We start from the raw sequence: 25,059 nt of genomic DNA, 5'->3' as shown, positions 1-25,059 counted from the left end.
AAAAAGACCTCGCTTTCTGATAAATTCTTTCTTGATTTTAGCAGACAATACAAGCTGTGGCAAGACAAAGAAAAAGAAATTGAACAATCTGTGAAAACAATTGTTTTTTACGTGATTTTCGTTATAATAGAAAAAGATGGCATCAAGAATTGGAGGCATAAAATCATGAAAAAAAGAAAAATTCTGGCAATGCTGATGGTGGCAGCTCTTTCCGCAGGAATGCTGGCAGGCTGTGGTTCAGATAATACGAAAGAGGAAAGCAAGAGCACAGAAGCAGCAGATACTAAAGAGAGCACAGAAGAAAATAAAGACACAGAAGAAACAAAAGAGGAAAGTACAGATGAGAGTGCTGACCAGTCAGAAGGAACGGAGGAAGAAGTTTCCGGCTTTACAGACGGTTCCGGGGATGGAGAAGATACAGATACAGCAGACGATACCAGCACTGTTCTGGATACTTCAGAGCCTCTTACCGGTCTTCATCATGCAGAGATTGAGGTGAAGGACTACGGCACCATTAAGGTGGAACTGGATGCGGACACAGCACCTATCAGTGTAACCAACTTTGTGAAACTGGCACAGGAGCATTTCTATGACGGACTTACTTTCCACCGTATTATTGATGGATTTATGATCCAGGGCGGAGATCCGGAAGGAACCGGAAGAGGAGGCTCTGATGAGACTATTAAGGGCGAGTTTTCTGAGAATGGCGTAAAGAACGATATTTCCCATGAGAGAGGTGTGATCTCCATGGCAAGATCCTCAGACCCGGACAGTGCAAGCTCCCAGTTCTTTATCGTACAGTCTGACAGTACCTATCTGGATGGACAGTATGCCGCTTTCGGACATGTGACAGAAGGCATGGACATTGTTGACCAGATCTGCAAGGCTGCAAAGCCTACAGATAACAATGGAACTATTTCTGCAGATGAGCAGCCGGTGATGACAAGCGTTACCATTATAGATTGATAAAGTACAGTTTGAGAATACCGAAGATAAAACACCCCTTTGGCAGACACAAATAATTGTAGTCTGTCTAAGGGGTGTTTTTTGAGTAAATACATGGGAAAAAGTTGTTGCTTTTTGTATACAAGTTACAGTTTGACTACAAGTACGGGCATAGGCGGATGATTAGGCCGGTTGTAATATTCTGTTTTAATAACCAGAAATTTCCTGGAATCCAGCACCTTCAGCCATTTCAGCAGTGCATCCCGTTCCTCAAACCCGGAATCTCCGCCGCTGTAGATACACAGCATCAGGATCCCGCCCTTTTTCAAAAGGGACAGGGATACGGTAAGTGCCTGAATACTGGATTCTGCCCTTGTGGCAAGAGTATGATCGCCCTTCGGCAGATAGCCGAAATTGAATACAATGCAGCTTACACTCACAGGCTCTGCGTATTTTCCCATATTTACGTGGGAATCCAGAAACAGTTCATAATTGTGAGGGGCATTTTCTTTTTCAAGCCGCTCTCTTGTATTGGCAAGTGCCATTTCCTGAATATCGAAAGCGAGTACATGCCCTTTTTCCCCACAAAGACGGGAAAGAAGCAGAGTGTCATTTCCGTTACCCATGGTGGCATCAATGCAAAGCTCTCCCTCTTTTACATGCTCTGAGATAAAGTGGGCGCACCACTGTGTGATCTGGTAGTTCATAATGGTTCCTTTCTTTTGTAGTATCCTTATTATCAAAGACGAAAACAGATGGCAAAATTTCCCGCAAAGTGGGGTGTGCACGTTACGGGAAGGATTTTTTTACATGCTCTGGAATGGCTGTTAAAAGTCCAAGGCTATTATAACAGATAATAAAACAAAGAAAAGATGCATATAAAGGTAAATTATGTATGAAAAGCTGAACATATAAAAAATACATTGCATTCATACGTCTCTTTGCATTATAATAAGCGGTACGGACAAAAGGTATAAAATAACAGATGAATTTTGTCCAAAAGATTTCAAAGAGAGATGAGGGAAGATAATGTTAGAGGGAAAGACAGTTCTTCTGGGAGTTACTGGAAGTATTGCAGCATATAAGATCGCATATCTTGCAAGTATGCTGAAGAAACAGCAGGCAGACGTTCATGTGCTAATGACCAGAAATGCCACTAATTTTATTAATCCCATTACTTTTGAGACACTTACCGGGAATAAATGCCTTGTGGATACCTTTGACCGGAATTTTCAGTTCCAGGTAGAGCATGTGTCCATTGCGAAAAAGGCTGACGTTGTGATGATCGCACCGGCAAGTGCCAATGTGATAGGCAAGCTGGCTCATGGAATTGCAGACGACATGCTTACAACCACCATTATGGCATGCAGATGCAAGAAATTTATTTCTCCGGCGATGAACACCAATATGTTTGAGAACCCCATTGTTCAGGATAATCTAAAAATCCTGGAGCATTATGGATACGAAGTGATCGATCCTGCTGTGGGCTATCTTGCATGTGGCGATACCGGAGCAGGAAAAATGCCGGAGCCGGAGACTCTTTTAAACTATATTTTGAGAGAGTGTGCCTGTGAGAAGGATATGAAAGGGCTGAAGGTGCTGGTTACCGCCGGTCCTACCCAGGAAGCAATTGATCCTGTCCGTTATATTACCAACCATTCTTCCGGCAAGATGGGCTATGCCATTGCAAAAATGGCTATGCTGCGCGGAGCAGATGTCACACTGGTGAGTGGACGTACTGCACTTACACCGCCGCCATTTGTAAGAGTGGTTCCGGTGGTAACAGCCAGAGATATGTATGAAGCTGTAACCTCTGTCAGTCAGGAACAGGATATTATCATTAAAGCAGCAGCAGTGGCAGACTATCGTCCGGCCAGTGTGAGCGATGAGAAAATCAAAAAGAAAGACGATGACATGTCCATTGCCCTTGAGAGAACAGATGACATTCTGAAATATCTTGGAGAGCACAAACCGGATGGACAGTTTCTCTGTGGCTTTTCCATGGAAACAGAGAATATGATCGGTAATTCCAGAGTCAAACTTACCAGGAAAAATCTGGATATGGTAGCTGCCAACAATGTAAAAATGGCAGGTGCCGGATTCCAGGGGGACACCAATGTTCTGACTCTGATTACACAGGATGAGGAAGTATCACTCCCGCTAATGAGCAAGGAGGATGCAGCCGGTAAGATCCTGGATAAAATACTGCTTGAGAGAGTTCGCAGATAGTTATTTACAGGCTGTCATTTTGATAGCATTTATAAATCTTTTGCGAAGCCGCAGGCAGTGGCACTGGTGTTATATTCGCAGATTGTATTTTGTAAATCTGGACAGAGGATAACACATTTTTCAGAGTGGCGGGTAAATACCAAAAAAACATGCCCGCTGTTCCATACCGTATTGTATCCCTGGGTCTGAACAGGCTCTAATATAGGGAACGATAACAAGGAGGACAATATGAACAAAAAATTTACAACATCTCAAATCACCTTACTGGGCCTTATGATCGCAATTCTGCTTCTTATGGCTTACACACCTCTTGGATACCTGAATATCGGGCCTCTTGCAATCACCTTTAATATTATTCCGGTTGCCGTCAGCGCAATTACAATGGGACCTGTAGGCGGAGCCATCGCGGGAGCCGTATTCGGACTTACCAGCTTTGGTCAGTGTATCGGCATTGGAGGTACCAGCCTTATGGGTGTTACCTTATTCGGAATCAATCCATTCCTGGCGTTTGTTCAGAGATTTATTCCAAGACTGGTTGACGGACTTCTTCTTGGATATATTTTCCGGGGAGTCCGCAGGAAATCAAAAAATATTTATCTTTCCTGTGCTGTAACAGGATTTCTTTCCGCATTTTTAAATACTCTGTTTTTTATGGGGTTATTGGTTTGCCTTTTTGGAAATACCGAGTATGTACAGGGACTTATGGGTGGAAAAAACGTGATTCTGTTCATCTGTACATTTGTAGGAATCAACGCAGTATGTGAAATGCTTTCCGCTACCGTTATCACAGGCGCTGTAGGTGCAGCCCTTTACAAGGCAAGGCTTCTTCCGGAAACAGAGAAGAAATCTGAGAAAGTGGTAAAAACAGCAGAAGTTTAAGAAAATTGAAAACAGACAGACTGTTTGCAAAAATGGCCGCTGATTGCGGCTGAAAGCAGTCTGGCTGATGATAGAGAAATCATGGAGGAAAAAATGATTTTAGCAATTGATATTGGAAACACAAATATTGTGGTTGGCTGCATTGATTCAAAGCAAACCTATTTCATTGAGAGACTTTCCACTGTCCGTACAAAAACAGAACTGGAATACGCAGTTGACCTGAAGACAGTTTTGGATTTATATCATATTAAGCGGATTGATATTGAAGGCTGCATTATTTCCTCTGTAGTACCGCAGATTACCAATGCCGTGAAGCTTGCAGCTGAAAAGGTTCTGAAAAAAGAACCTATGGTATTGGGACCAGGTGTAAAAACAGGACTGAATATCCTGATGGATAATCCCGGACAGCTTGGAGCAGATCTTGTAGCAAATGCAGTTGCAGGAATTCATGAATATTCTCTTCCACTGGCAATTATTGATATGGGAACTGCAAGTACGGTAAGCGTAGTAGATGAGAAGAAGCATTATGTGGGAGGCATGATTTTTCCCGGAATGGGAGTGTCCCTGGATGCCCTTACTGCCCGTGCTTCTCAGCTTAGCGGAATCAGTATTGAAGCACCGAAGCGCATCATTGGAAAAAATACCATTGAATGCATGAAAAGCGGTGTGATTTACAGCAATGCAGCAGCCCTTGACGGAATTGTTGACAGAATTGAAGAAGAGCTTGGTCAGAAAATTACAGTTGTTGCAACTGGTGGTCTTGCCCGTAAGATTATCCCACATTGCAAGCGGAAGATTTTGCTGGATGAGGATCTTTTGTTAAAAGGTTTGCTCATTATATATGAGAAGAACAGAAAAGAATTATAAGCTTTCTGAGAATGAAAAATGAGACAGGTCAGAACTTCACGGTTATGAGGTTCTGACCTGTTTTGCCCGAATTCGGTTGCCGTTAGGAACGATGAAAGGCATCTGCAAAATCTTCTGGGACAGGGGCAGTCATACACATGTTTTCTCCTGTAACAGGGTGAGCAAATTCCAGCTGAAAGGAGTGCAGGGGCTGTCTTTTTATAATTCTGTAATCTGGATTGTAGAGAAAGTCTCCTGGCAGCGGATGTCCAATGTACTTCATATGCACACGGATCTGATGAGTGCGTCCGGTTTCCAGATGGAGCTCGATGAGAGAGTAGGAATGATAGGTGTCTAATCGCTCATAATGTGTGACCGCACTTTCCCCATTTGCGAAATCCACCTGTCTTTCGATGGTGGAATCTGCTGCGCGCCCGATAGGCGCATCAATAGTTCCTTGCTCTGGTGCGATTCCCTGTACAATTGCCAGATAGGTACGCCGGATCTGACGCTGTTTCATCTGGGCAGAGAGAACTGCTGCACTATAAGGATTTTTCGCCAGGATCAGGGCTCCTGTGGTGTCTCTGTCCAGACGGTTGATGCAGCGGTAGACGAAATGCTGTCCTTTTTCTTTATAATACCAGGCAACTCCATTCGCCAGTGTATTATCATAATTTCCAATGGAAGGGTGCACAGGCATGTCTGCCGCCTTATTTATGACTAAAATATCTTCATCTTCATATAGAATAGAAAGGTCCATTCTCACAGGCAGGATATTCTCAGTGTTGTCCGCTTCCGGAATATGTATGTGAAGAGAATCTCCGACCTGAAGAACTGATTTCCCAAATCCCCGCTCACCATTTAGCTGAATCGCATTTTTATCTGCCTTCATGGAAGATAAAATTCCCCGGGAAAAGCCCTTGTTCCTGAGAAAATCAAGAAGCTGCATTCCTTCCTGCTCTGGCTGTATCGTGTATGTAAGAATTCTGTCCAAGGTGTTCCTCCTGAAATTGTATTAAAATTATGTTGAAACATAAGGATTGTGCGTAATTAAATACTGTATTTTTTTCGCTCAAGGTGTATAATAGCACAGAAAATATTTGCATGGAAGTATCTGAAGCAGTTTTATGAGATATACATCCATGCGACAGGAACTATTTATATATTTAAGGAAAAAGAGAAAACATATGAAACAACAGCAACATCTTTTTACAAACAAAATGCTCCGGGCGCTTCTTGTTCCTATTATTATGGAACAGCTATTAAATGCCTTGATGGGTACGGTAGATACTATGATGGTCAGCAATGTAGGTTCTGCGGCCATTTCCGCCGTTTCTCTTGTGGACTCCATCAATGTATTGATCATTCAGGCCTTTTCTGCACTGGCAGCAGGAGGTACCATTATCTGTACCCAGTATCTTGGCCAGAAGAATCACGAGATGGCAAACAAATCAGCCAGGCAGGCACTTTTTATTATAACGGCTATTTCTGTTTTCATCGTTGTGCTTGGACTTGCTTTCCGTGCACCGCTTCTTAGCTTTATTTTCGGAAAAGTAGACGCGGATGTTATGAAGAATTCCATGGTATATTTCTTTTATACTGTGCTGTCCTATCCTTTTATTGCGCTTTATGATGCCGGAGCATCCATTTTCCGTGCACAGGAAAACACCAGAGGACCGATGGTAATCTCCATTATTTCCAATGTGATGAATATTGTGGGAAATGGAATCCTGATCTGGGTATTTCATATGGGAGTTGCCGGAGCCGCCATTTCTACACTGGTATCCAGAATTTTTTGTGCAGTGGTAGTGCTTTATCAGCTTAGAAAAGACAGGCAGCCAATTGTGGTACGTGATTATCTGAAAATCCGTCCGGATGGAAAAATGATTGGCAGGATTCTTGCTCTTGGTATTCCTTCTGGTATAGAGAACAGCATGTTCCAGCTTGGAAAGCTGGCAATCCAGTCTACAGTCTCTACGCTTGGAACCACTGCAATTGCAGCCCAGGCTATGACCAATATGCTGGAGATGTTAAATGGAACAGCTGTAATTGGTGTTGGAATCGGACTTATGACAGTAGTGGGACAGAGCCTTGGAGCCGGAAAAAAAGACGAGGCAGTTTATTATATGAAGAAACTGATGATCTTTTCCGAAGTCTTTCTCATCGCCTGCTGTGCAGTGGTATATGTCCTTGCACGGCCGATTACCATGATTGGTGGAATGGAAGCTAAAAGCGCTGAAATGTGTCTTGATATGATGTTCTGGATCACCATTGTGAAACCAATCGTATGGATGTTTGCGTTTATTCCGGCTTACGGCATGCGTGCGGCAGGAGATGTGAAGTTTTCCATGATTACTTCCTGCATTACTATGTGGACCTTCCGCTTTTGCCTGTGCGTTTATCTGATCCGGGTATGTGGCATGGGACCGATGGCTGTCTGGATCGGAATGTTCACAGACTGGACGGTACGTGCGATCGTGTTTGGTCTGCGGTTTAAGAGTGGAAAATGGATGGAACATAAAGTTGTGTAAAAGGTAACTGCAAAAGGTAACTGCAAAAGATAAGGAAAGCGATCCCCTTTTATTGACTTTTAAATGGCAAAATTATATAATGTAACGGATAAAAACAGGGAAAAGCATGATCAGGAAGCCAGGTGTAATTCCTGCACAAGTCCGTTACTGTACAGTCAGATACTGGTTGCTTTTTCAGAAACAGGATTTCCTGCGGCAACCGGGATAAGACTGATAGGAAAGAAGCTTTGTTGTCAGGACAGGGCTTCTTTTATTTACGTAACAGATGGGGCGGACGTGAAGATTGCCGTCACAATCCCGGAAACCCGCATAGCGGGTTCCTCATAGCTTTGGAGGCAAGAAACATGGAACATAAGACAGGATTGGAAGATTATTATGTGATTCGCGGACAGAAGAAAATGCGTTTTGGCTATACTACAGGTTCCTGCGCGGCAGCAGCTTGCAAGGGCGCCTGCCTGATGCTTCTTGGAAAAGAAAAGTTAACATCTGTACCGCTTATGACTCCCAAGGGAATCCTCCTTGACCTGGAACTGCATGACATTCAGATCAGTGAAAATCAGGTTACCTGTGCAGTGAAAAAAGATGCCGGAGATGATCCGGACACAACAAATGGCATTCTTGTGTATGCTACAGTGTGGAAGACGGATACTGCCGGAATCGTCATAGATGGCGGAGTGGGCGTAGGCAGAGTTACAAGACCCGGGCTCTCCCAGAAAGTAGGAGAAGCTGCGATCAATTCTGTTCCTCGTGCCATGATCCTTCGAGAAGCAGAAGAAGCTGCAGTTTCCCATGACTATGAGGGAGGGCTGAAGGTTGTGATTTCTGTTCCGGAAGGTGTAGAGATCGGCAAGAAGACCTTTAATCCCAGGCTGGGAATCACAGGGGGAATTTCCATTCTTGGAACCTCCGGAATTGTGGAGCCTATGAGTGAAAAAGCTCTTGTAGAAAGCATTCATGTGGAAATGAAGCAGCACTTTACCCAAGGCGAGAAGTACCTTCTTGTGACTCCGGGAAACTATGGGGCAGATTATCTGCGTGAGCACATGACCTTACCTTTCGAACGAAATATTAAGTGCAGCAATTATGTGGGAGAAACCATTGATATGGCTGTGGATATGGGAGTGAAAGGAATCCTGTTTGTGGCCCATATTGGCAAGTTTGTAAAGGTAGCAGCAGGAATTATGAACACCCATTCCCACAGTGCAGATGCCCGTATGGAAGTGCTTGCAGCCAATGCCCTCAGAGTGGGAGCGGATGGAGATACTGCAAGAGATATCCTGAATTGCAATACCACAGATGATGCCCTTGATATTTTGCACGAAAAAGGCCTTTTAGAGCCTGCAATGCAAGAAATTATGGAAAGAATCCAGTTTTATCTGGATCACCGTTCTTATGAACAAATTAAGCTTGGTGCGGTTGTTTTTAACAATGTATATGGATATCTGGGAAAAACAAGAGATGCCGGTGAACTGATTCAGGAAATTCAAAAGCAGGATGAAATGCTTAAACTTCAAATGTAAGCGGGATGATAGAGTGTGCAGATTGCAGGCATGGACAGTATGTTGCAGGGCATTTTTACGAATAAAGATATGTTCAGTTTATGAGAGCAAAAAATAAAAACAGAGTAGTTATGTTTAAAAACTATTTCAGAAAGAGAGATCTATGACAGGAAAATTATATGGCGTAGGAGTTGGCCCAGGGGATCCGGAGCTGATCACTTTAAAGGCCTTAAGACTTACAAAGGAAGCAGATATACTGGCTTTTCCAGGGGAAAACCCAAAAGAATCTGTAGCATACAGGATCATGAAAGGTGCGTATCCGGAAATTGACAGCAAACAGATGATTTCCCTGCCAATGCCCATGATCAAAGACAGAGAAGAACTGAAACGTGTTCATGATGAAGGAGCAAAAATAATTGCAGAATGGCTTGAGAAAGGAAAAAATGTAGTATTTCTTACCCTGGGAGATCCAACCGTATATTCTACATACATTTATGTTCATAAAAGGGTGGAGCAGCTGGGATATGCAACGGAAATCATCAGCGGCATTACATCCTTTTGCGCAGTCAGTGCCAGATTTAATGAAGGACTGGTGGAAAAATCCCAGCAGCTTCATGTAATCCCTGCCTCCTATCAGATAGAAGAAGCATTAAAGCTTCCAGGAACGAAGGTTCTGATGAAAACCGGCAAAAAAATGCAGGAAGTAAAAGCACAGATCAAAGCATCTGGTAACAAAGCCGAGATGATCGAAAATTGCGGAATGCCAGATGAGAAAATTTATAGAAGTGTGGAAGAAATTCCAGATGATGCAGGTTATTATTCGTTGATCATTGTGAAGGAAAAGTAAGATAATGTAAATGAAAACCAATGTAGGCAGAGTAAAAATTTATTAAAGCAAGAATTATAAAACTTTGCCGCATAATAAAAATTATAGTGAAAAAGGAGAGAAAGCCATGATTCATTTCGTAGGAGCAGGTTCCGGAGCACCGGATCTGATCACCGTAAGAGGAAAGAAATATCTGGAAGAAGCAGACGTAGTTATTTATGCAGGATCTCTGGTAAATCCAAAACTTTTGGAGTACACAAAGGATATTTGTACTATTTATAACAGCGCAAAGATGACACTGGAAGAGGTGCTTTCTGTTATGGAAAAGGCAGAAGCAGCAGGCAAGACAACAGTAAGACTCCACACAGGTGATCCCTGTATTTATGGTGCCATCCGTGAGCAGATGGATGTGCTGGATGAGAAGGGAATTGCTTATGATTACTGTCCTGGTGTCAGTGCATTCTGCGGTGCGGCAAGTGCTTTAAATCTGGAATATACGCTGCCAGATATTTCCCAGAGCGTGATCATCACCCGTATGGAAGGAAGAACTCCGGTTCCGCCAAAGGAAAGCATTCAGTCCTTTGCTGCCCATCAGGCAACTATGGTTGTTTTTCTCAGTACAGGAATGCTGGAAGAACTGAGCAGAAGACTGATCGAAGGCGGTTATACGGCAGATACTCCTGCTGCGATTGTGTATAAGGCAACCTGGGAGGATGAGAAGAAATTTGTGTGCACAGTAGGAACCCTGGCGCAGACTGCGAAAGAGAATCATATTACGAAGACTGCACTTATGATCATTGGAGACTGTGTAAATGCCGCTCATTATGACCGTTCCAAGTTATACGATCCAGGATTTACAACAGAGTTCCGTGAAGCAACGAAATAAGAATAAGGTTATTTGATATGGCAGCTTAGGTTAGAGCCTGTTCCAGATGAAAGGAAAACGGATGAAAATTTCCATGATATGCTACACCCTGACAGGGCAGCAGACAGGAGAGAAACTAAAAAAGGGACTGGAAAAAGAAGGAAATATAGTTTCTTTTTTCACAAAGAGCAAATACATTCCAGATTCTATAAAGGGAAGCTGCGGGAAATGGACGGGAGAACAGTTCGAAACTGCAGACAGTATCATTTTCATTGGAGCAGCCGGAATCGCAGTGCGCAGCATTGCTCCCTTTATACAAAGCAAAAAGAAAGACCCGGCTGTGCTGGTAGTAGATGAATTGGGCAAATTTGTGATATCCCTGCTGTCTGGACATCTTGGCGGGGCAAATGAACTTGCCTGTCTGGCTGCAGACATTTTACAGGCAATCCCTGTAGTCACAACTGCCACAGACCTTGAGGGAAAATTTGCTGTGGATGTGTTTGCAAAGAAAAATAACTGTCACATTTTTCGAATGAAAGAGGCGAAAGAGGTTTCTGCCGCGCTGCTGGCAGGTGAGAAGGTGGGATTCTACAGCGAATTTCCCTGGGAGGGAGAACTGCCAGAGGGACTGATCTGGTGTCAAAAAACTGGCATATCACTTTCTGAAATACAGTATGAAACTGTGGATGGCACACCACTTCCAGAGGTGGGGATTGCCGTGACCGTACATAAAAGCTGTCATCCCTTTGCCTCAACGACGCATGTAGTTCCACCAGCTGCTGCGCTTGGAATGGGCTGCCGGAAAAATAAAGAATCAGAAGCCGTGGAAAAAGCAGCATTCAGCTGCCTGAAAGAAAATGACATTTATCCGGAGGCAGTTGCAGCTCTAGCAAGCATTGATGTAAAAAAAGAAGAACCCGGGCTTCAGGCTCTTTCAGAAAAGCTGGGAGTTCCCTTCAAAACATTTTCCAGTGAGGAACTTCTGTCTGTGCAGGGTGAATTCACATCATCCTCTTTTGTGAGTAAGACAGTAGGTGTGGATAATGTGTGTGAGCGAAGCGCGGTGAAAGCCGCAGAGAATTATACTGGCGTTCATTTTATACAGAGAAAACGGGGCGCAGAGGGCGTGACAACGGCTCTTGTCCTTGGAGATTGGAGGATACGTTTTGAGTAAAGAAAAGAAAATCTATGTGGTAGGAATCGGACCAGGTTCTTATGAAGGAATGACAGGAGCTGCAGCTACAGCTCTTGAAAAAAGTGATGTGATCGTTGGATACACTGTTTATATTGATCTTGTAAAAGACCATTTTCCGGGAAAATCTTTTCTCACTACACCTATGAGAAAGGAAGTAGACCGCTGTGTAATGGCTTTTGATGAGGCTATGAAAGACCAGACAGTTTCCATGATCTGCAGTGGTGATGCGGGAGTTTACGGAATGGCTGGTCTTATGTATGAAATCGGCGCAAACTATCCGGAGGTGGAGCTGGAAGTAGTTGCAGGTGTTACAGCAGCAACCGGAGGAGCAGCAGTTCTTGGTGCTCCATTGATCCACGATTTCTGTCTGATCAGTCTCAGTGATCTGCTCACACCATGGGAAAAGATCGAGAAGCGTCTTCTTCTGGCTTCGGAAGCTGATTTTGTGATTGTTCTTTACAATCCGTCCAGTCACAAGAGACACGATTATCTGAAAAAAGCCTGCGAACTTATGCTTCAACACAAATCTCCGGAAACAGTATGCGGTACCGTGAAGAACATTAACCGCGAGGGTGAAACTGCCAGGGTTATGACTCTGGCTGAATTGAAAGAAACACAGGTAGATATGTTTACCACTGTATTTATCGGAAATTCACAGACCAGAAATATTGATGGAAAAATGGTAACACCAAGAGGATATAAAAATGTCTGATGTTGTTGTTTTTGCAGGCACCACAGAAGGCTGTGAAATCTGCAGCTTTTTGGCAAAAAATAAAGTAAGTGTGTTTGCATGTGTTGCTACCGATTACGGCAGCAAATCATTAAAAGAGGGAGAATATCTGAAAATCCACGCTGGCCGCCTGAATGGGGCGGAGATGGAAAATCTTCTGAAAGAACTCAGTCCCGGACTGGTGCTGGATGCTACCCATCCGTATGCTGCCGAGGTAACGGAGAATATTCGGACAGCCTGCAAAAATACAGGGCTTTCCTATGAGAGAGTACTTCGTGAAAAGGGCGCGTATCAGGATAAAGCTGTATATGTGGAAGACACGGAGGCAGCAGTGAGGTTTCTGGAAGACACTAAGGGGAATATCCTGCTAACTACAGGCAGCAAGGAGCTTGGAAAATTTACAGCTTTATCTGATGCAGGAGAACGCATTTATGCCCGTGTTCTGTCTTTGCCATCTGTGATGGAAACCTGCAAAGGGTATGGCTTTGAGGGCAAACATCTGATCGGTATGCAGGGACCCTTTTCCATGGAATTAAACGCAGCCATGCTTCGTCAGTATGACTGCAAATATCTTGTGACAAAGGATACAGGAAAAGCAGGTGGTTTTCAGGAGAAAATTGATGCTGCACTTATGTGCGATGTGATTCCTGTTATAATTGGAAGACCGCTGCAGGAAGAGGGCCTTTCTGTGGCAGAATGTAAACATATGCTAACGGAACATTTCGGACTCACCCTGAAACCTCACGTTACACTCCTGGGAATTGGGATGGGAAGTGAGAAAACCCTTACAATTCAGGGAAAAAGGGCAGTTCAAAGAGCTGATCTGATCATTGGGGCCAGGCGTATGGCAGATTCCATCCGGGAGCCGGGACAGCCGGTGGTGTATGAATACCGCAGCGATGTGATTGGAGCTTATATTAAGAGCCATCCGGAATATGAGAATATTGTGATAGCTTTGTCCGGGGATGTGGGATTCTACAGCGGAGCGAAGAAGCTGTTGGATGTGTTGAATGGAAGGAAACCAGAGGGTGTTTTAGCAGATGATTTTGAAGGGCAGGAGCACAGTGAAAAAGAGAATGGCTGTGTCTCCATTGAGATTATCTGCGGAATTTCTTCTGTGGTTTATTTTATGTCCCAGATCGGTTTATCCTGGGATGATGCGAAGATTACTAGTGCCCACGGCAAAAATTGCAATTTGGTTTCCATGATCAAGCAGAATCAGAAGGTTTTTTCCATTCTGGGAACAGGAAGTGCAGTTGCGGAACTTGCACAGAAGCTGGTGGAATATGAGATGGGAGATGTGGTTCTCTATGTTGGAGAAAATCTTTCCTATCCAGATGAAAAAATATTCCAGGCGAACGCCAGTGAACTGACTTCCTATGCGGGTCAGGCATTGAGCGTTGTCTGTGCTTACAATGAAAAAGCCAGACCGGCATTTTCCACTCATGGAATTCCAGATGAGAAATTTATCCGTGGAAAAGCACCTATGACAAAAGAAGAGGTGAGATGTGTTTCCCTTTCCAAGCTTCGTCTTCAGGAAGATTCCATCTGTTATGATGTAGGTGCCGGAACAGGTTCTGTTTCTGTGGAAATGGCTCTTCGCGCAGATCAGGGACAGGTTTTCGCTGTTGAGAAAAAGGATGACGCGGTGGCTCTTCTTTACGAAAACAAACAGCGGTTTGCAGCGGATAATCTGGAAATTATAAAGGGCGAGGCACCGGAAGCACTAAAAGAACTGCCGGTTCCAACTCATGCGTTTATCGGCGGTTCATCAGGAAATCTGAAAGAAATCGTTGCCCTGCTTTTAGAAAAGAACCAGGATGTGCGGATCGTGATCAACTGCATTACGTTGGAGACTATCAGTGAGGCACTGGAGATATTGAAAGAATACGATTTCGCAGATCAGGAAGCAGTGCAGCTTACAGCCTCCAGATCAAAAGAGATTGGAAGATACCATCTAATGATGGGAGAAAATCCTATTTATATCATTACCTGCCAGAGCCCCCGGGCGCAGATATGACAGGTGTGGTTTTCTTAAGAGTGCAGAAAAAGGCTGTTGGCGCGGAAAGAAGAGGAGGACTATCATGAAAAAAAGAATACCCAGGATCTTGCTTGCAGCAGGAGCCAGCGGAAGCGGAAAAACACTTCTCACCTGTGGTCTGCTGCAGGTACTGGTAAACAGAGGAATAAAGACAGTCTCCTTTAAATGCGGACCGGATTATATTGATCCCATGTTCCATACCCAGGTAATTGGTACAAAATCCCGAAATCTGGACACTTTTTTTACAGGAGAGGAGATTACCAGATACCTTCTTGCAAAAAACAGTGCTGATTGTGAAATAGCAGTGATGGAAGGCGTTATGGGTTTTTACGATGGAGTGGCAGGAACCACTACTTTGGCAAGTGCTTATGATCTGGCGCGAGTTACGGATACGCCGGTTATTCTGATCGTGAACAGCAAGGGAATGAGTGTCTCTCTTGCTGCCTACATAAAAGGCTTTCTGGAATACAAAAAAGACAGCCGCATAAAAGGCGTGATTTTTAACCAGATGTCCCCTATGCTCTATCCCAGAATGAAGAAACTGGTGGAAGAGGAGCTTGGCATCAAAGTACTGGGCTATGTGCCAAGGGTGGAAGATTGTGTGATCGAGAGCCGACACCTGGGACTGATTTTGCCAGAAGAAATCCCGGAACTGAAGGGACGGCTTTTGAAGCTGGCAGAAGTGCTGGAGAACAGTCTGGAAATAGAAGAGATATTAAAACTGGCCAATGAGGCACCAGTGTTGGAATATCCATTGTTGGAAAAGACAGATGAGAGATCCCTATGTCAGCCATCTGGAACCAGTGCAATAGCTGAAAAGGTGAAAAGAGAAGTGGATGTATTGACTGAAATGAGTCAGGTGTGTACCTGGAAAAGCCCAAAGAAGCTTCAGATCGGTCTTGCGAAAGATGAGGCATTCTGCTTCTTTTATGAAGACAATCTGGATCTTCTTCGTTCCATGGGTGCCGAGCTGGTGGCCTTTTCGCCTGTACATGACGGACATTTACCAGAAAATCTGGACGGACTTCTTCTCTATGGTGGATATCCGGAATTAAATGGAAAAGCATTGGAGGAGAATCTTTCTATGCGGCAGGAAATTGCGGCAGCCATAAAGGATGGAATGCCCTGTCTTGCAGAATGCGGTGGGTTCATGTATCTCCACGAAAGCATGGAGGGAATGGATGGGAAATTCTATGAAATGGCAGGCGTTATTCCGGGTAAGGTATGGCGCACACCCAGACTGACCCGGTTTGGCTATATTACTTTGAGGCAGAATAAGGGGATTTCCCATGGAAAACAGGAAACAGCGATTCTTGGGGAGTCAGATCTTGGAGTAAGTCCTGCCCATGAATTTCATTATTTTGATTCGGATAATTGTGGAACTGCATTTCATGCTTCCAAACCGGAAAGTAAACGCGGGTGGGACTGCATGCACGGCACCGATCATTTGTTAGCGGGCTTTCCTCATTTATATTATTACGCAAATCCGAAAATTCCGCAGGCATTTTTAAAAAAGTGTCTGGAGTATAAGGAGTTACAAAAATGATACGATTATTAACTCTTCCGGCAGGTTTTATTCTTGACCTGCTTATGGGAGATCCAAGATGGCTATATCATCCGGTATGTCTCATAGGAAATCTGATCAGCAGACTGGAAAAAGGAATACGAAAGGTGTTTCCGAAAACAGATAAGGGTGAGCGGGCAGGAGGCATTCTGGAGGTTGTCTTTGTCTGTCTTATTACCTTTTTTATTCCTTACGGTGTGATCTATCTGCTTTATAAATGGAATTTCTGGCTGGGTTTTGCACTGGAGACTTTCTGGTGCGGACAGCTGCTTGCAACAAAATCATTGAAAGTGGAAAGTATGAAAGTATATGACCGCCTGAAAAACGGAACCATTGAGGAAGCGCGTTATGCCGTTTCCATGATCGTGGGACGTGATACACAGGCACTTTCAGAAATCGGAGTGACGAAGGCAGCTGTGGAAACGGTTGCGGAAAATTCCTCTGACGGAATTATTGCCCCTATGTTTTATATGGCAATCGGTGGAATTCCCTTGATGTTTTTGTACAAGGGCATCAACACTATGGATTCTATGCTTGGATATAAAAACGATAAATATCTGTATTTTGGAAGATGTGCAGCCAGACTTGACGATGTGGCGAATTATATTCCAGCCAGAATTTCCGGTTGGTTGATGGCATTGTCCACAGTATTTGTTGGAATGGATACCAAAAATGCAGTGAAAATATACAGAAGAGACCGCCGCAATCATGCAAGCCCCAATTCTGCCCAGACAGAAGCGGCTATGGCAGGAGCACTGGATGTTCAGCTGGCAGGAAATGCTTATTATTTTGGTAAGCTATATGAAAAACCGACGATCGGGGATCCGATCCGCCCGGTTGAAATCGAGGATATTCCAAGAGCGAATAAGCTGCTTTATGCAACCTGTATTGTGGGAGCAATTTTATTCTTCGGGCTGAGTGTTCTTCTGAAAACTGTGTTATAGCGGATTTTGCTGAAAAAACAGCAACAAATAAAAGATTAAAGTATGTTTTAAAATTGTGACGCACATCTTACAGAAAGCCTTTTTCAAACACGCTTTAGATCATGTAATTACTTGAATGGAGACAACAATGGAAAAACACATACATGGCGGTGATGTGTATCATCATCAGGGGTGCATTGACTTTTCAGCAAACTGCAATCCTCTTGGTACCCCGGAGGGAATCAAAAAAGCGATCATTGAAAGTCTGGAGCATATAAATGACTACCCCCAGGTAGGCTGCACTCCCTTAAAAAAAGCCATTGCAGAATATGAGAATACGAAGCCGGATCAGGTGATCTGCGGAAACGGCGCTGCAGAGGTGATCTTTTCCCTTTGCCGGGCGGTGAATCCAAGACGGGCTCTGGTGCCGGCTCCGACTTTTGCAGAATACCAGCAGGCATTATATAGTGTAGATTGCCAGGTAGAGTTTTTTCTCCTGAATGGGAAAAAGAGGTTTGTGCTGGAGGAAAACTTCTTACAGGCATTGACAGAAGAGATTGACATTATTTTCCTGTGTAATCCCAATAATCCAACCGGGCTTTTGGTGGAAAAACCGTTGCTGGAAAAAATTCTGAAGCGTTGTCAGGAGCTTAATATTCTTATGGCAGTGGATGAATGTTTCCTGGATTTCGTTCCATCACCAGAAAAATATACGCTAAAAGAATATCTGGAAACCTATGACAATCTGTTTCTTCTGAAAGCTTTTACAAAGCGCTATGCTATGGCAGGTGTGAGACTTGGCTATGGTCTTTGCGGAAATAAAGGACTTCTGGAAAAAATAGAAGGTGTATGTCAGCCCTGGAATGTCTCTTCCATGGCACAGTCAGCAGGTCTGGCGGCTTTGCAGGAAAGAGAATATGTAGAAAAGGGAAGACAGGTGACCTTTCAGGAACTGGCATATCTGAAAGAAGAACTGACGGCGCTTGGCTATCCGGTTTATCCTTCTCAGGCGAATTACGTGTTTTTTACAGGTCCGGCGGATTTGTATGAGAAGCTGGAGCAGAAGAAGATCCTGATACGCGATTGCAGTAATTATACCGGGCTTTCCAAAGGATATTACAGGGTGGCGGTGAAGAAACATGAAGAAAATCAGCAGCTTGTCAGGGCATTGAAAGAAATAGATAGAACCAAAGTTGAAAATGTGATTTTATAAAAGGAGGAACACATTTTGGCAAAAGCAATCATGGTGCAGGGGACAATGTCCAATGCCGGAAAAAGCCTTCTGGCAGCAGGCCTTTGCAGAATTTTTAAACAGGACGGGTACCGTGTGGCACCTTTCAAGTCCCAGAATATGGCGTTGAATTCTTTTATCACAAAAGAAGGTCTGGAAATGGGACGTGCCCAGGTGATGCAGGCAGAAGCAGCCGGAATTGCTCCTTCTGTTCTGATGAATCCTGTTCTTTTAAAGCCTACAAACGATGTAGGCTCCCAGGTGATCGTAAACGGTGAGGTTCTGGGAAACATGAGCGCCAGAGATTATTTCAAATATAAGAAAAAACTGGTGCCGGATATTATGAAGGCTTACAATGCTCTTGCAGCAGAAAATGATATTATTGTTATAGAGGGAGCCGGAAGTCCGGCGGAAATCAATCTGAAAAGTGATGATATCGTAAATATGGGTATGGCGAAAATGGCAAAGGCTCCGGTTCTTCTGGTGGGAGATATTGACCGTGGCGGTGTTTTTGCCCAGCTGATCGGAACTGTCATGCTTCTGGAAGAAGATGAAAAGGAGATGGTAAAAGGTCTGATCATCAATAAATTCCGTGGAGACAAAACCATTCTGGATCCTGGGGTGGAAATGCTGGAGGAGAGAAGCGGCATTCCGGTTGTAGGCGTAGCTCCTTATCTGAATATTCAGGTGGAGGATGAGGACAGCCTGACGGAACGTTTTGAGACAAAACGGACAGTAGACATGATTGACATTGCGGTGATCCGAGTGCCCAGAATTTCTAATTTCACAGATTTTAATCCGCTGGAGAGTATTCAGGGAGTTTCCCTTCGCTATGTAAAAAATCCATCAGAGCTTGGCAATCCGGATATGATCATTCTGCCGGGAACCAAAAATACAATGGAAGATCTTCTGTGGATGAGAGAAAATGGCCTGGAAGCGTTGATCCTGAAGGAGGCTGCGAAAGGAAAGCTGATCTTTGGAATCTGCGGTGGCTATCAGATGATGGGTGAGACTTTAAGCGATCCTCATGGAGTGGAAGCTGGCGGAACGATCAAAGGTATGGGCCTTCTTCCAATGGATACCGTTTTTGCCAGGAAAAAGACCAGAACCAGAGTGGAAGGCTCTTTCGGCCAGCTGACTGGTGCGTTTGCAAAGCTTAGTGATACTGCTCTGGAAGGATATGAGATCCATATGGGTGAGACTGCCCTGAAAGGAGATGCAAAGCCATCTACCAGTATTCAGGATAGCGTAACCGGAGAGAGAAAGGCGGATGGTGCTTATCTTGACAATGTGTGCGGAACCTATGTACATGGTGTTTTTGATAAAGAGGCAGTAGCTGAGGCAATCGTACAGATCATTGGAGAAAAGAAAGGACTGGATGTATCTGGAATGACTGGTATGGATTTCCAGGCGTTTAAGGAAACCCAGTATGATATCCTGGCAGCAGAGCTCCGGAAACATCTGGATATGAAGAAAATATATGAAATCCTGGAAGAGGGGGTATAAATATGAAGGTAGAACTGGAAAATGTAAAACCAATGGACATAGAGAAAAGAAGCTTTGAGATCATCACAGAGGAGCTTGGTGATACCCCTCTGCTCCCGGGAACAGAGCTGGTGGTAAAGAGATGTATTCACACAAGCGCTGATTTCGATTATGCGAAAAATCTTTGTTTTTCCGAAAATGCAGTGGAAAAAGCGATTCAGGCAATTAAAGATGGCGCCTGTATTGTAACCGATACCCAGATGGCAAAAGCAGGAATCAATAAACGCGCCCTTGCAAGGTATGGCGGTGAGGTTTACTGCTTTATGTCAGATGAGGATGTGGCGAAGATTGCGAAAGAAAATGGTTCCACTCGTGCCACAGCCAGCATGGACAAGGCGGCCGGGTTGGATAAAAAGCTGATCTTTGCTATTGGAAATGCACCTACAGCACTGGTTCGCCTTTATGAGCTGATCGAGGAGAAAAAGCTGGATCCGGAGCTGATCATCGGTGTGCCTGTGGGGTTTGTGAATGTAGTGCAGTCCAAGGAACTGATCATGCATACAGATGTACCGTACATTGTAGCCCGCGGGCGTAAGGGTGGATCAAATATCGCAGCGTGCATCTGTAATGCCTTGCTGTATATGATTGACAACAATCGGGGATAAAAAAACGGCGTATACTCTGTCTGTGGTAAATGGCAAAGTATACGCTGTCTGTTTAGTCAAAAACTACAGACTTCAGCAGTTCACAGGCCGGGATGAAATCCTGTACTGGCATGGAAGAACAGGACATAAGTACCGTCACATCTTTTTCACTTTCTTTTAAAATTTGTAAATGCAGGCTTTTTTCAGAAGCCTGTTTTTTTAATTCATCCCCGCTTTTTTCATAAGGCAAAGTAAGAGCCAGACTGGTACCGGCTGCGCCCACCTGAATCTGACAGCCAGTGCCAAATACCTGACGGACTGATCTGCGAAGCTGTTTTAATTTGGAAGAATAAAGTCGTTTCAGCCTTCTGGTCTGTGCAGCAAGATGACCGTCCCGGATAAATTGACACAGAGCAATCTGTTCTGCTTTAGAAGCAGTCTGGTTGTAAAATCCGGCTTTCTTTTTATAAGCATTGAGAAGCTCAGGAGGCAGGATCATAAAGCTGATACGGATAGAAGGCAGCAGCAATCTGGAAAATGAACCAATGTAAACTACGCCCTGTCCTCCGGAGAGTCCGAAAAGGGAGGGTGTAGGCTTCTGGAAATAGACAAATTCGTTTTCGAAATCATCTTCGATTACCAGATGATGGCGTTCATTTGCATATTTCAAAAGCTCCAGACGGCGCTTTACCGGCATGATTTCGCCCCACTTTGTCATGTGTGCAGGAGAAACATAGACCACATCACAGTCTTTGTTACGGTAACAGATCTCATATCCATAGTCCCCGAAAACTGTGCTTCCGTGAACGAAAGAAGGGGTTGGAAAGGATACCCGGTGAAATTCCGGATATACTTCATGGATAAGAGGACAGAGAATCTGCAGCAGGCTTTGGAAACTGGCGCCTACTACAATATCATCCGGTGAACAAAGAATGTTCCGCCTCTCACGGATGTAATCTGACAAAGTTTCCCGGAAATCCGCTTCCCCCTGGGGTTCGCCGTAGGTCAGCATGCGTTCATTCTGCCGGAGGGCGCTTTTCATGTAACGGCTCCACAGGTCAAAACGAAAGCTTTCTTTATCCACACCTGAAGATGCCAGGTCATAGCGGTAATAAGTTTCTTTGTGAGTACCCGGCTGGTTGTTTATATGCTGGTGGGAGGCAATTTCTGTGACATAGTAGCCGCTTTGGGCTTTTGCCATAATGTAGCCGTCTGCGGCAAGCTGAAGATAGGCAGTTTCAATAGTAGTCCGGGAAAGCTTCAGCTCCTGGGAGCACTTGCGAAGAGAAGGCATTTTGCTTCCGGGGGCCATTTTCCCATCCAGGATCAGTTTGCGGTAGTATTCGTAAACTTCCATATAAAGATGCGTAGTGCGGTTCTGATTTTTTTCAATGTCTAACATAAAACTGTCCCCTCTAAAAAAGTTGAATTTGGATATTTCTGTACATACACTTAGGTGATATTTTATAATATAAACGAAAAATTTACAATAAAAATCAGGAGTGATATATTTGAAAAAAATAGCGGTAATCCAGGATCTGTCAGGGCTTGGAAAATGTTCCCTGACAGCGGCAATTCCGGTGATCTCGGTGATGGGTGTGCAGGCGGTACCGCTGCCAACAGCAGTACTCAGCAACCAGACTGGTTATCCTTCCTATTACTGTGATGATTATACAGAGCACATGGAACAGATCATGACAGAATGGGAGAAACGGAAGTTTTCCCCTGATGGAATTTATACGGGCTTTCTGGCTGACGAAGAACAGGCAGATAAGATTCTGGATTTTTTTCAAAGATTCCGAACGGAGAACACAATGGTGCTGGTGGATCCGGTTATGGGAGACAATGGCAGGGCTTATGGAATTTATACAGAAGGTCTGCGGGAAAAGATGCTTCAGCTGGTGGGAAACGCCCATGTGATTACGCCCAATCTTACGGAAGCTCTGCTTCTTTTATATGGGAAAGAAGGGATGGAAAAAAGATATGCCAGCCTTTTGGAACTGGATGGAAGGAAAAGGCTGGAACAGATCGGAAAGATTGGGGAGCAGCTGAAAAAAGAATATGGCTTACAGGCAGCTGTGATTACAGGCGTGGAGTCTCAGGCAGAATTGTGTGTACATCAGATGGGAAATCTGGTAGTAGAAAATGGTCATTCTTCCTGGTGCTTTGCCCCAAAAATAGGAGGCAGTTATTCTGGAACAGGAGACCTGTTTGCCTCGGTGCTTAGTGCCGGTCTGGTGAAAGAGATGTCCATGATGAGCTGTGTAGAGCTGGCTGTGAATTTTCTTTCCAAGGCAATTGCCCAGACGGTACAGGAAGGCACAGACCGGAATGACGGAGTCTGCTTCGAGGCGTATCTTGGGGAATTATGTAAAAGTTGATAAGAGAATAACAATTGCTGTAAAAGGATAATATCCACTGGCAATGTTACGCAAGGTGCTTTGAGATAGCGAATGATTTCGGAAAAGAAAGTTATAGTGCCGCAAAGTAATGTCTGCGAACCGCAATATAGATGAGAAGGAGAGTGTAATAATGGCAGATATCGTATATTGTTATAATGATGAGGTATATTTTAATCTGACAAATAAGTGTCCTTGCAACTGTACCTTTTGCATCCGCAACAATGGGAATTCGGTAGGAGAGGCAAAAACTTTATGGTTTGACAAGGAACCCACAATGGAGGAGATTTATAAAGCAATTGATGCTTTTGATTTTTCAGGATACAAGGAAGCGGTTTTCTGTGGCTATGGAGAGCCTACTATGGCGCTGGATAAGCTGATCGCTGTCAGTGAGTATATGAGAAGCAAATATCCGGCACATTTGGATCGCGATGGGAAGCCCTGTCCGGGAATCAAGCTTCGTCTGAACACCAACGGTCTTGGAGATCTGATCAATAAGCGCTCTATAGCGAAAGAGGTCTGTCAGGCAGTTGATATTGTTTCCATCAGTTTAAATATGCCAGATGCCAAGTCCTACAACGAAGTGGTACGCCCGGCTTACGGCGAGAAAGCCTTTGATGCCATGCTGAAATTTGCGCAGGATTGCAAAAAATATACAGAAAATGTGAAATTCACGGTTGTAGACTGTATCGGGGAAGAAAACGTTGAGAAAAGCCGTAAAGTGGCAGAGAAGCTTGGAATTCCGCTGAGAGTACGGGAGTATACGGCGGAATAAAATTGAGGTGAAAAAAGACATCAATGCAGATGCTTCATAAAATCAATTGGAGCCGTTTTCAAACGTGCGCTGGATTTATCTATGAGATTTTATGAAATATGGAAAAATCTGCAGTGGTGTCTTTTGATATCTGTAAGTTGTTTTTCAGCATTTACAAAGTATTTGAACGCAGATAAGCATTCCCCCCGCTTCAAGTGCGCGGAGCATTAAGCGGCGGGTGAGGGGGATGCTTATGTCCGCTTTACATGCCAGACCTGTTTTATATAAGCCTTTGCAAAATATCCCGGAACTGGGGTACACAGGCCAGTATATCCGAATTCTCAAGATAAGGCGGCTCTTTATTTTCCCAGTCCGTGATGGTACCGCCAGCTTCTCTTAAAATAACGGTAGCCCCGCTGTAATCCCAGGGCTTCAGATTTTGTTCCAGATAAGCGTGCTGTCTGCCGCAGGCTACATAGCAAAGGTCAAGGGCAGCAGAGCCGGTGCGCCTGAAATCTGCACAGTTCATAAAAATATTGTAAAATACCGGGAACAGTTCCTTTGCCCTGTTTTTTTCATAAGGAGAGGAGCCGAAAGACACCACAGCATCTTTGAATTCCTGCTGGTCGGACACATGGATAGGAGTTCCGTTCAGATAGGCACCTTCCCCTTTGGCACCGTAGAAGAGTTCCTCGGTAAAGGGATTATAGACCACTCCGAAAGTGATTTCCCCATTTTCATAAAGCCCCAGAGAAACTGCGCTTAAATGATAATCCCGGATTAAATTGGTGGTTCCGTCAATGGGATCCAGAATCCAGTAAGATTTCCGGGAATTCAGTCCAAGGTTTTCTTTTTCCTCAGCAATCAGTGCAATGTCCGGAAATTCTTTTCCAAGAGCCTCCTTCAGGTAATTTTGTACGGCAACATCTACGTTGGTAACGTAATCGGCAGCCCCTTTTTCGGTAACCTTTTCGTGGACCATTTCCTGGAGAATCAAGGGCTTGGCCTGCTTGACCAGTTCTATGATTCTGGCTTGGTTTTCCTTATTCATATCAATATACCTCCTAACGTATGTCAAAAAATTTCAACAATTTGTATGGCCTAGAGAAAATTTACCATAAACGGAAAGAAAGGGCAAATGGAAAATTAAAGTGTAAAAATACATAGATTGATTTTATTCGCAGTTTAGCGTATAATAAATTTGATTAATTATGTTCCGCTGAGAGTAGATTGCAACATGAAGAATGAGGTTAACTATGGATTATTTATCGATTAAACAATTATCAGAAAAATGGGGGATTTCAAAAAGAAGAATTCAAACTCTGTGTTCAACAGGGCGAATCCCCGGAGCTAAAAAAGTTGGCTACTCATGGATTATACCTGACGATGCAGAAAAGCCCGTTGATGCCCGCATTAAGTCAGGAAAATATCTAAAGAACAAAAAATGTTCTGAGGCTTCGGAATAACAAGGGC

Annotated in this window: 23 protein-coding genes and 1 pseudogene; 20 read left to right on the top strand and 4 right to left on the bottom strand. The window is 44.1% G+C overall.

Annotated features, from left to right (window positions below; all coding sequences use genetic code 11):
- Nucleotides 1–165 precede the first annotated feature (165 nt).
- The gene (locus AB5642_RS04175; protein WP_226815447.1) at nucleotides 166–966 is read left to right on the top strand and encodes a peptidylprolyl isomerase; all 801 of its coding nucleotides are present in this window, start codon (nucleotides 166–168) and stop codon (nucleotides 964–966) included.
- A 125-nt stretch (nucleotides 967–1,091) separates the two neighbouring features.
- On the opposite strand, the gene AB5642_RS04170 is transcribed toward AB5642_RS04175, so the two are convergent.
- Complete coding sequence (locus AB5642_RS04170; protein WP_179962554.1) at nucleotides 1,092–1,652, bottom strand: class I SAM-dependent methyltransferase; 561 nt, start codon at nucleotides 1,650–1,652, stop codon at nucleotides 1,092–1,094.
- 322 nt (nucleotides 1,653–1,974) lie between these two features.
- Between AB5642_RS04170 and coaBC the strand changes: the two genes are divergently transcribed.
- From coaBC to AB5642_RS04155, 3 genes are all read left to right on the top strand, one after another.
- Nucleotides 1,975–3,174 (top strand): bifunctional phosphopantothenoylcysteine decarboxylase/phosphopantothenate--cysteine ligase CoaBC, encoded by a 1,200-nt coding sequence (gene coaBC / locus AB5642_RS04165; RefSeq protein WP_173716588.1) that lies wholly within the window; start codon nucleotides 1,975–1,977, stop codon nucleotides 3,172–3,174.
- A gap of 228 nt (nucleotides 3,175–3,402) precedes the next feature.
- Nucleotides 3,403–4,053 carry an ECF transporter S component gene (locus AB5642_RS04160; protein ID WP_173716587.1) on the top strand — a complete coding sequence of 217 codons (651 nt, stop codon included), beginning with the start codon at nucleotides 3,403–3,405 and terminating at the stop codon, nucleotides 4,051–4,053.
- A 93-nt stretch (nucleotides 4,054–4,146) separates the two neighbouring features.
- Nucleotides 4,147–4,920, top strand: coding sequence for a type III pantothenate kinase (locus tag AB5642_RS04155; protein ID WP_173716586.1), 774 nt, complete (start codon nucleotides 4,147–4,149; stop codon nucleotides 4,918–4,920).
- An 82-nt stretch (nucleotides 4,921–5,002) separates the two neighbouring features.
- Here the strand turns inward: AB5642_RS04155 and AB5642_RS04150 are convergent, their stop codons facing one another.
- Complete coding sequence (locus AB5642_RS04150) at nucleotides 5,003–5,893, bottom strand: RluA family pseudouridine synthase (RefSeq protein ID WP_173718103.1); 891 nt, start codon at nucleotides 5,891–5,893, stop codon at nucleotides 5,003–5,005.
- A gap of 193 nt (nucleotides 5,894–6,086) precedes the next feature.
- Here AB5642_RS04150 and AB5642_RS04145 point away from each other — a divergent pair, with 193 nt between their 5' ends.
- From AB5642_RS04145 to AB5642_RS04085, 13 genes and pseudogenes are all read left to right on the top strand, one after another.
- Nucleotides 6,087–7,430, top strand: a complete 1,344-nt coding sequence (locus tag AB5642_RS04145; RefSeq protein WP_173716584.1) for an MATE family efflux transporter — start codon at nucleotides 6,087–6,089, stop codon at nucleotides 7,428–7,430.
- Nucleotides 7,431–7,774: 344 nt separating this feature from the next.
- Nucleotides 7,775–8,950, top strand: coding sequence for a cobalt-precorrin-5B (C(1))-methyltransferase CbiD (gene cbiD / locus AB5642_RS04140; protein ID WP_173716583.1), 1,176 nt, complete (start codon nucleotides 7,775–7,777; stop codon nucleotides 8,948–8,950).
- Between the two features lie 142 nt (nucleotides 8,951–9,092).
- On the top strand, nucleotides 9,093–9,776 hold the full coding sequence (cobI, locus tag AB5642_RS04135; protein ID WP_173716582.1) for a precorrin-2 C(20)-methyltransferase: 684 nt from the start codon (nucleotides 9,093–9,095) through the stop codon (nucleotides 9,774–9,776).
- Nucleotides 9,777–9,882: 106 nt separating this feature from the next.
- Nucleotides 9,883–10,641 carry a precorrin-4 C(11)-methyltransferase gene (cobM, locus tag AB5642_RS04130; protein WP_118579928.1) on the top strand — a complete coding sequence of 253 codons (759 nt, stop codon included), beginning with the start codon at nucleotides 9,883–9,885 and terminating at the stop codon, nucleotides 10,639–10,641.
- 61 nt (nucleotides 10,642–10,702) lie between these two features.
- Complete coding sequence (locus tag AB5642_RS04125) at nucleotides 10,703–11,794, top strand: cobalt-precorrin 5A hydrolase (RefSeq protein WP_173716608.1); 1,092 nt, start codon at nucleotides 10,703–10,705, stop codon at nucleotides 11,792–11,794.
- Nucleotides 11,787–12,527 carry a precorrin-3B C(17)-methyltransferase gene (cobJ, locus tag AB5642_RS04120; RefSeq protein ID WP_173718105.1) on the top strand — a complete coding sequence of 247 codons (741 nt, stop codon included), beginning with the start codon at nucleotides 11,787–11,789 and terminating at the stop codon, nucleotides 12,525–12,527. Before AB5642_RS04125 ends, cobJ begins: the two co-directional genes overlap by 8 nt.
- Nucleotides 12,520–14,565 carry a precorrin-6A reductase gene (gene cobK / locus AB5642_RS04115; protein ID WP_173718106.1) on the top strand — a complete coding sequence of 682 codons (2,046 nt, stop codon included), beginning with the start codon at nucleotides 12,520–12,522 and terminating at the stop codon, nucleotides 14,563–14,565. Before cobJ ends, cobK begins: the two co-directional genes overlap by 8 nt.
- Nucleotides 14,566–14,629: 64 nt before the next feature.
- A complete protein-coding gene (locus AB5642_RS04110) occupies nucleotides 14,630–16,132 on the top strand; it encodes a cobyrinate a,c-diamide synthase (RefSeq protein WP_173718107.1) in 1,503 nt (500 codons plus the stop codon).
- Complete coding sequence (gene cbiB / locus AB5642_RS04105) at nucleotides 16,129–17,094, top strand: adenosylcobinamide-phosphate synthase CbiB (RefSeq protein WP_173718108.1); 966 nt, start codon at nucleotides 16,129–16,131, stop codon at nucleotides 17,092–17,094. Before AB5642_RS04110 ends, cbiB begins: the two co-directional genes overlap by 4 nt.
- A gap of 51 nt (nucleotides 17,095–17,145) precedes the next feature.
- Nucleotides 17,146–17,247: pseudogene (locus AB5642_RS04100) on the top strand (DUF6783 domain-containing protein); the annotation flags it as partial.
- Nucleotides 17,222–18,286 carry a histidinol-phosphate transaminase gene (locus AB5642_RS04095; protein WP_173718109.1) on the top strand — a complete coding sequence of 355 codons (1,065 nt, stop codon included), beginning with the start codon at nucleotides 17,222–17,224 and terminating at the stop codon, nucleotides 18,284–18,286. The pseudogene AB5642_RS04100 and the gene AB5642_RS04095, both read left to right, overlap by 26 nt.
- Nucleotides 18,287–18,301: 15 nt before the next feature.
- The gene (locus AB5642_RS04090) at nucleotides 18,302–19,810 is read left to right on the top strand and encodes a cobyric acid synthase (protein ID WP_173718110.1); all 1,509 of its coding nucleotides are present in this window, start codon (nucleotides 18,302–18,304) and stop codon (nucleotides 19,808–19,810) included.
- A 2-nt stretch (nucleotides 19,811–19,812) separates the two neighbouring features.
- Nucleotides 19,813–20,454, top strand: a complete 642-nt coding sequence (locus AB5642_RS04085; RefSeq protein ID WP_173718111.1) for a precorrin-8X methylmutase — start codon at nucleotides 19,813–19,815, stop codon at nucleotides 20,452–20,454.
- Between the two features lie 52 nt (nucleotides 20,455–20,506).
- On the opposite strand, the gene AB5642_RS04080 is transcribed toward AB5642_RS04085, so the two are convergent.
- Nucleotides 20,507–21,835 (bottom strand): PLP-dependent aminotransferase family protein, encoded by a 1,329-nt coding sequence (locus tag AB5642_RS04080; RefSeq protein WP_173718112.1) that lies wholly within the window; start codon nucleotides 21,833–21,835, stop codon nucleotides 20,507–20,509.
- A gap of 109 nt (nucleotides 21,836–21,944) precedes the next feature.
- On the opposite strand from AB5642_RS04080, the gene AB5642_RS04075 reads away from it, so the two are divergent.
- Both AB5642_RS04075 and AB5642_RS04070 read left to right on the top strand, forming a co-directional pair.
- Entirely contained in the window at nucleotides 21,945–22,814 is an 870-nt protein-coding gene (locus AB5642_RS04075; RefSeq protein WP_195391946.1) for a pyridoxamine kinase, read from the top strand.
- 151 nt (nucleotides 22,815–22,965) lie between these two features.
- Nucleotides 22,966–23,607, top strand: coding sequence for a TIGR04100 family radical SAM protein (locus tag AB5642_RS04070; protein WP_173718114.1), 642 nt, complete (start codon nucleotides 22,966–22,968; stop codon nucleotides 23,605–23,607).
- A 259-nt stretch (nucleotides 23,608–23,866) separates the two neighbouring features.
- On the opposite strand, the gene AB5642_RS04065 is transcribed toward AB5642_RS04070, so the two are convergent.
- Entirely contained in the window at nucleotides 23,867–24,637 is a 771-nt protein-coding gene (locus tag AB5642_RS04065; protein WP_173718115.1) for an inositol monophosphatase family protein, read from the bottom strand.
- A gap of 205 nt (nucleotides 24,638–24,842) precedes the next feature.
- On the opposite strand from AB5642_RS04065, the gene AB5642_RS04060 reads away from it, so the two are divergent.
- Nucleotides 24,843–25,052 carry a helix-turn-helix domain-containing protein gene (locus AB5642_RS04060; RefSeq protein WP_173718116.1) on the top strand — a complete coding sequence of 70 codons (210 nt, stop codon included), beginning with the start codon at nucleotides 24,843–24,845 and terminating at the stop codon, nucleotides 25,050–25,052.
- The last annotated feature ends 7 nt before the right edge of the window (nucleotides 25,053–25,059 follow it).

Source organism: Ruminococcus sp. 1001136sp1_2201st1_G3_2201SCRN_220225 (assembly GCF_040924365.1).
Classification (GTDB): domain Bacteria; phylum Bacillota; class Clostridia; order Lachnospirales; family Lachnospiraceae; genus Blautia_A; species Blautia_A faecis.
This window is presented reverse-complemented; position numbering and strand designations above follow the sequence as displayed.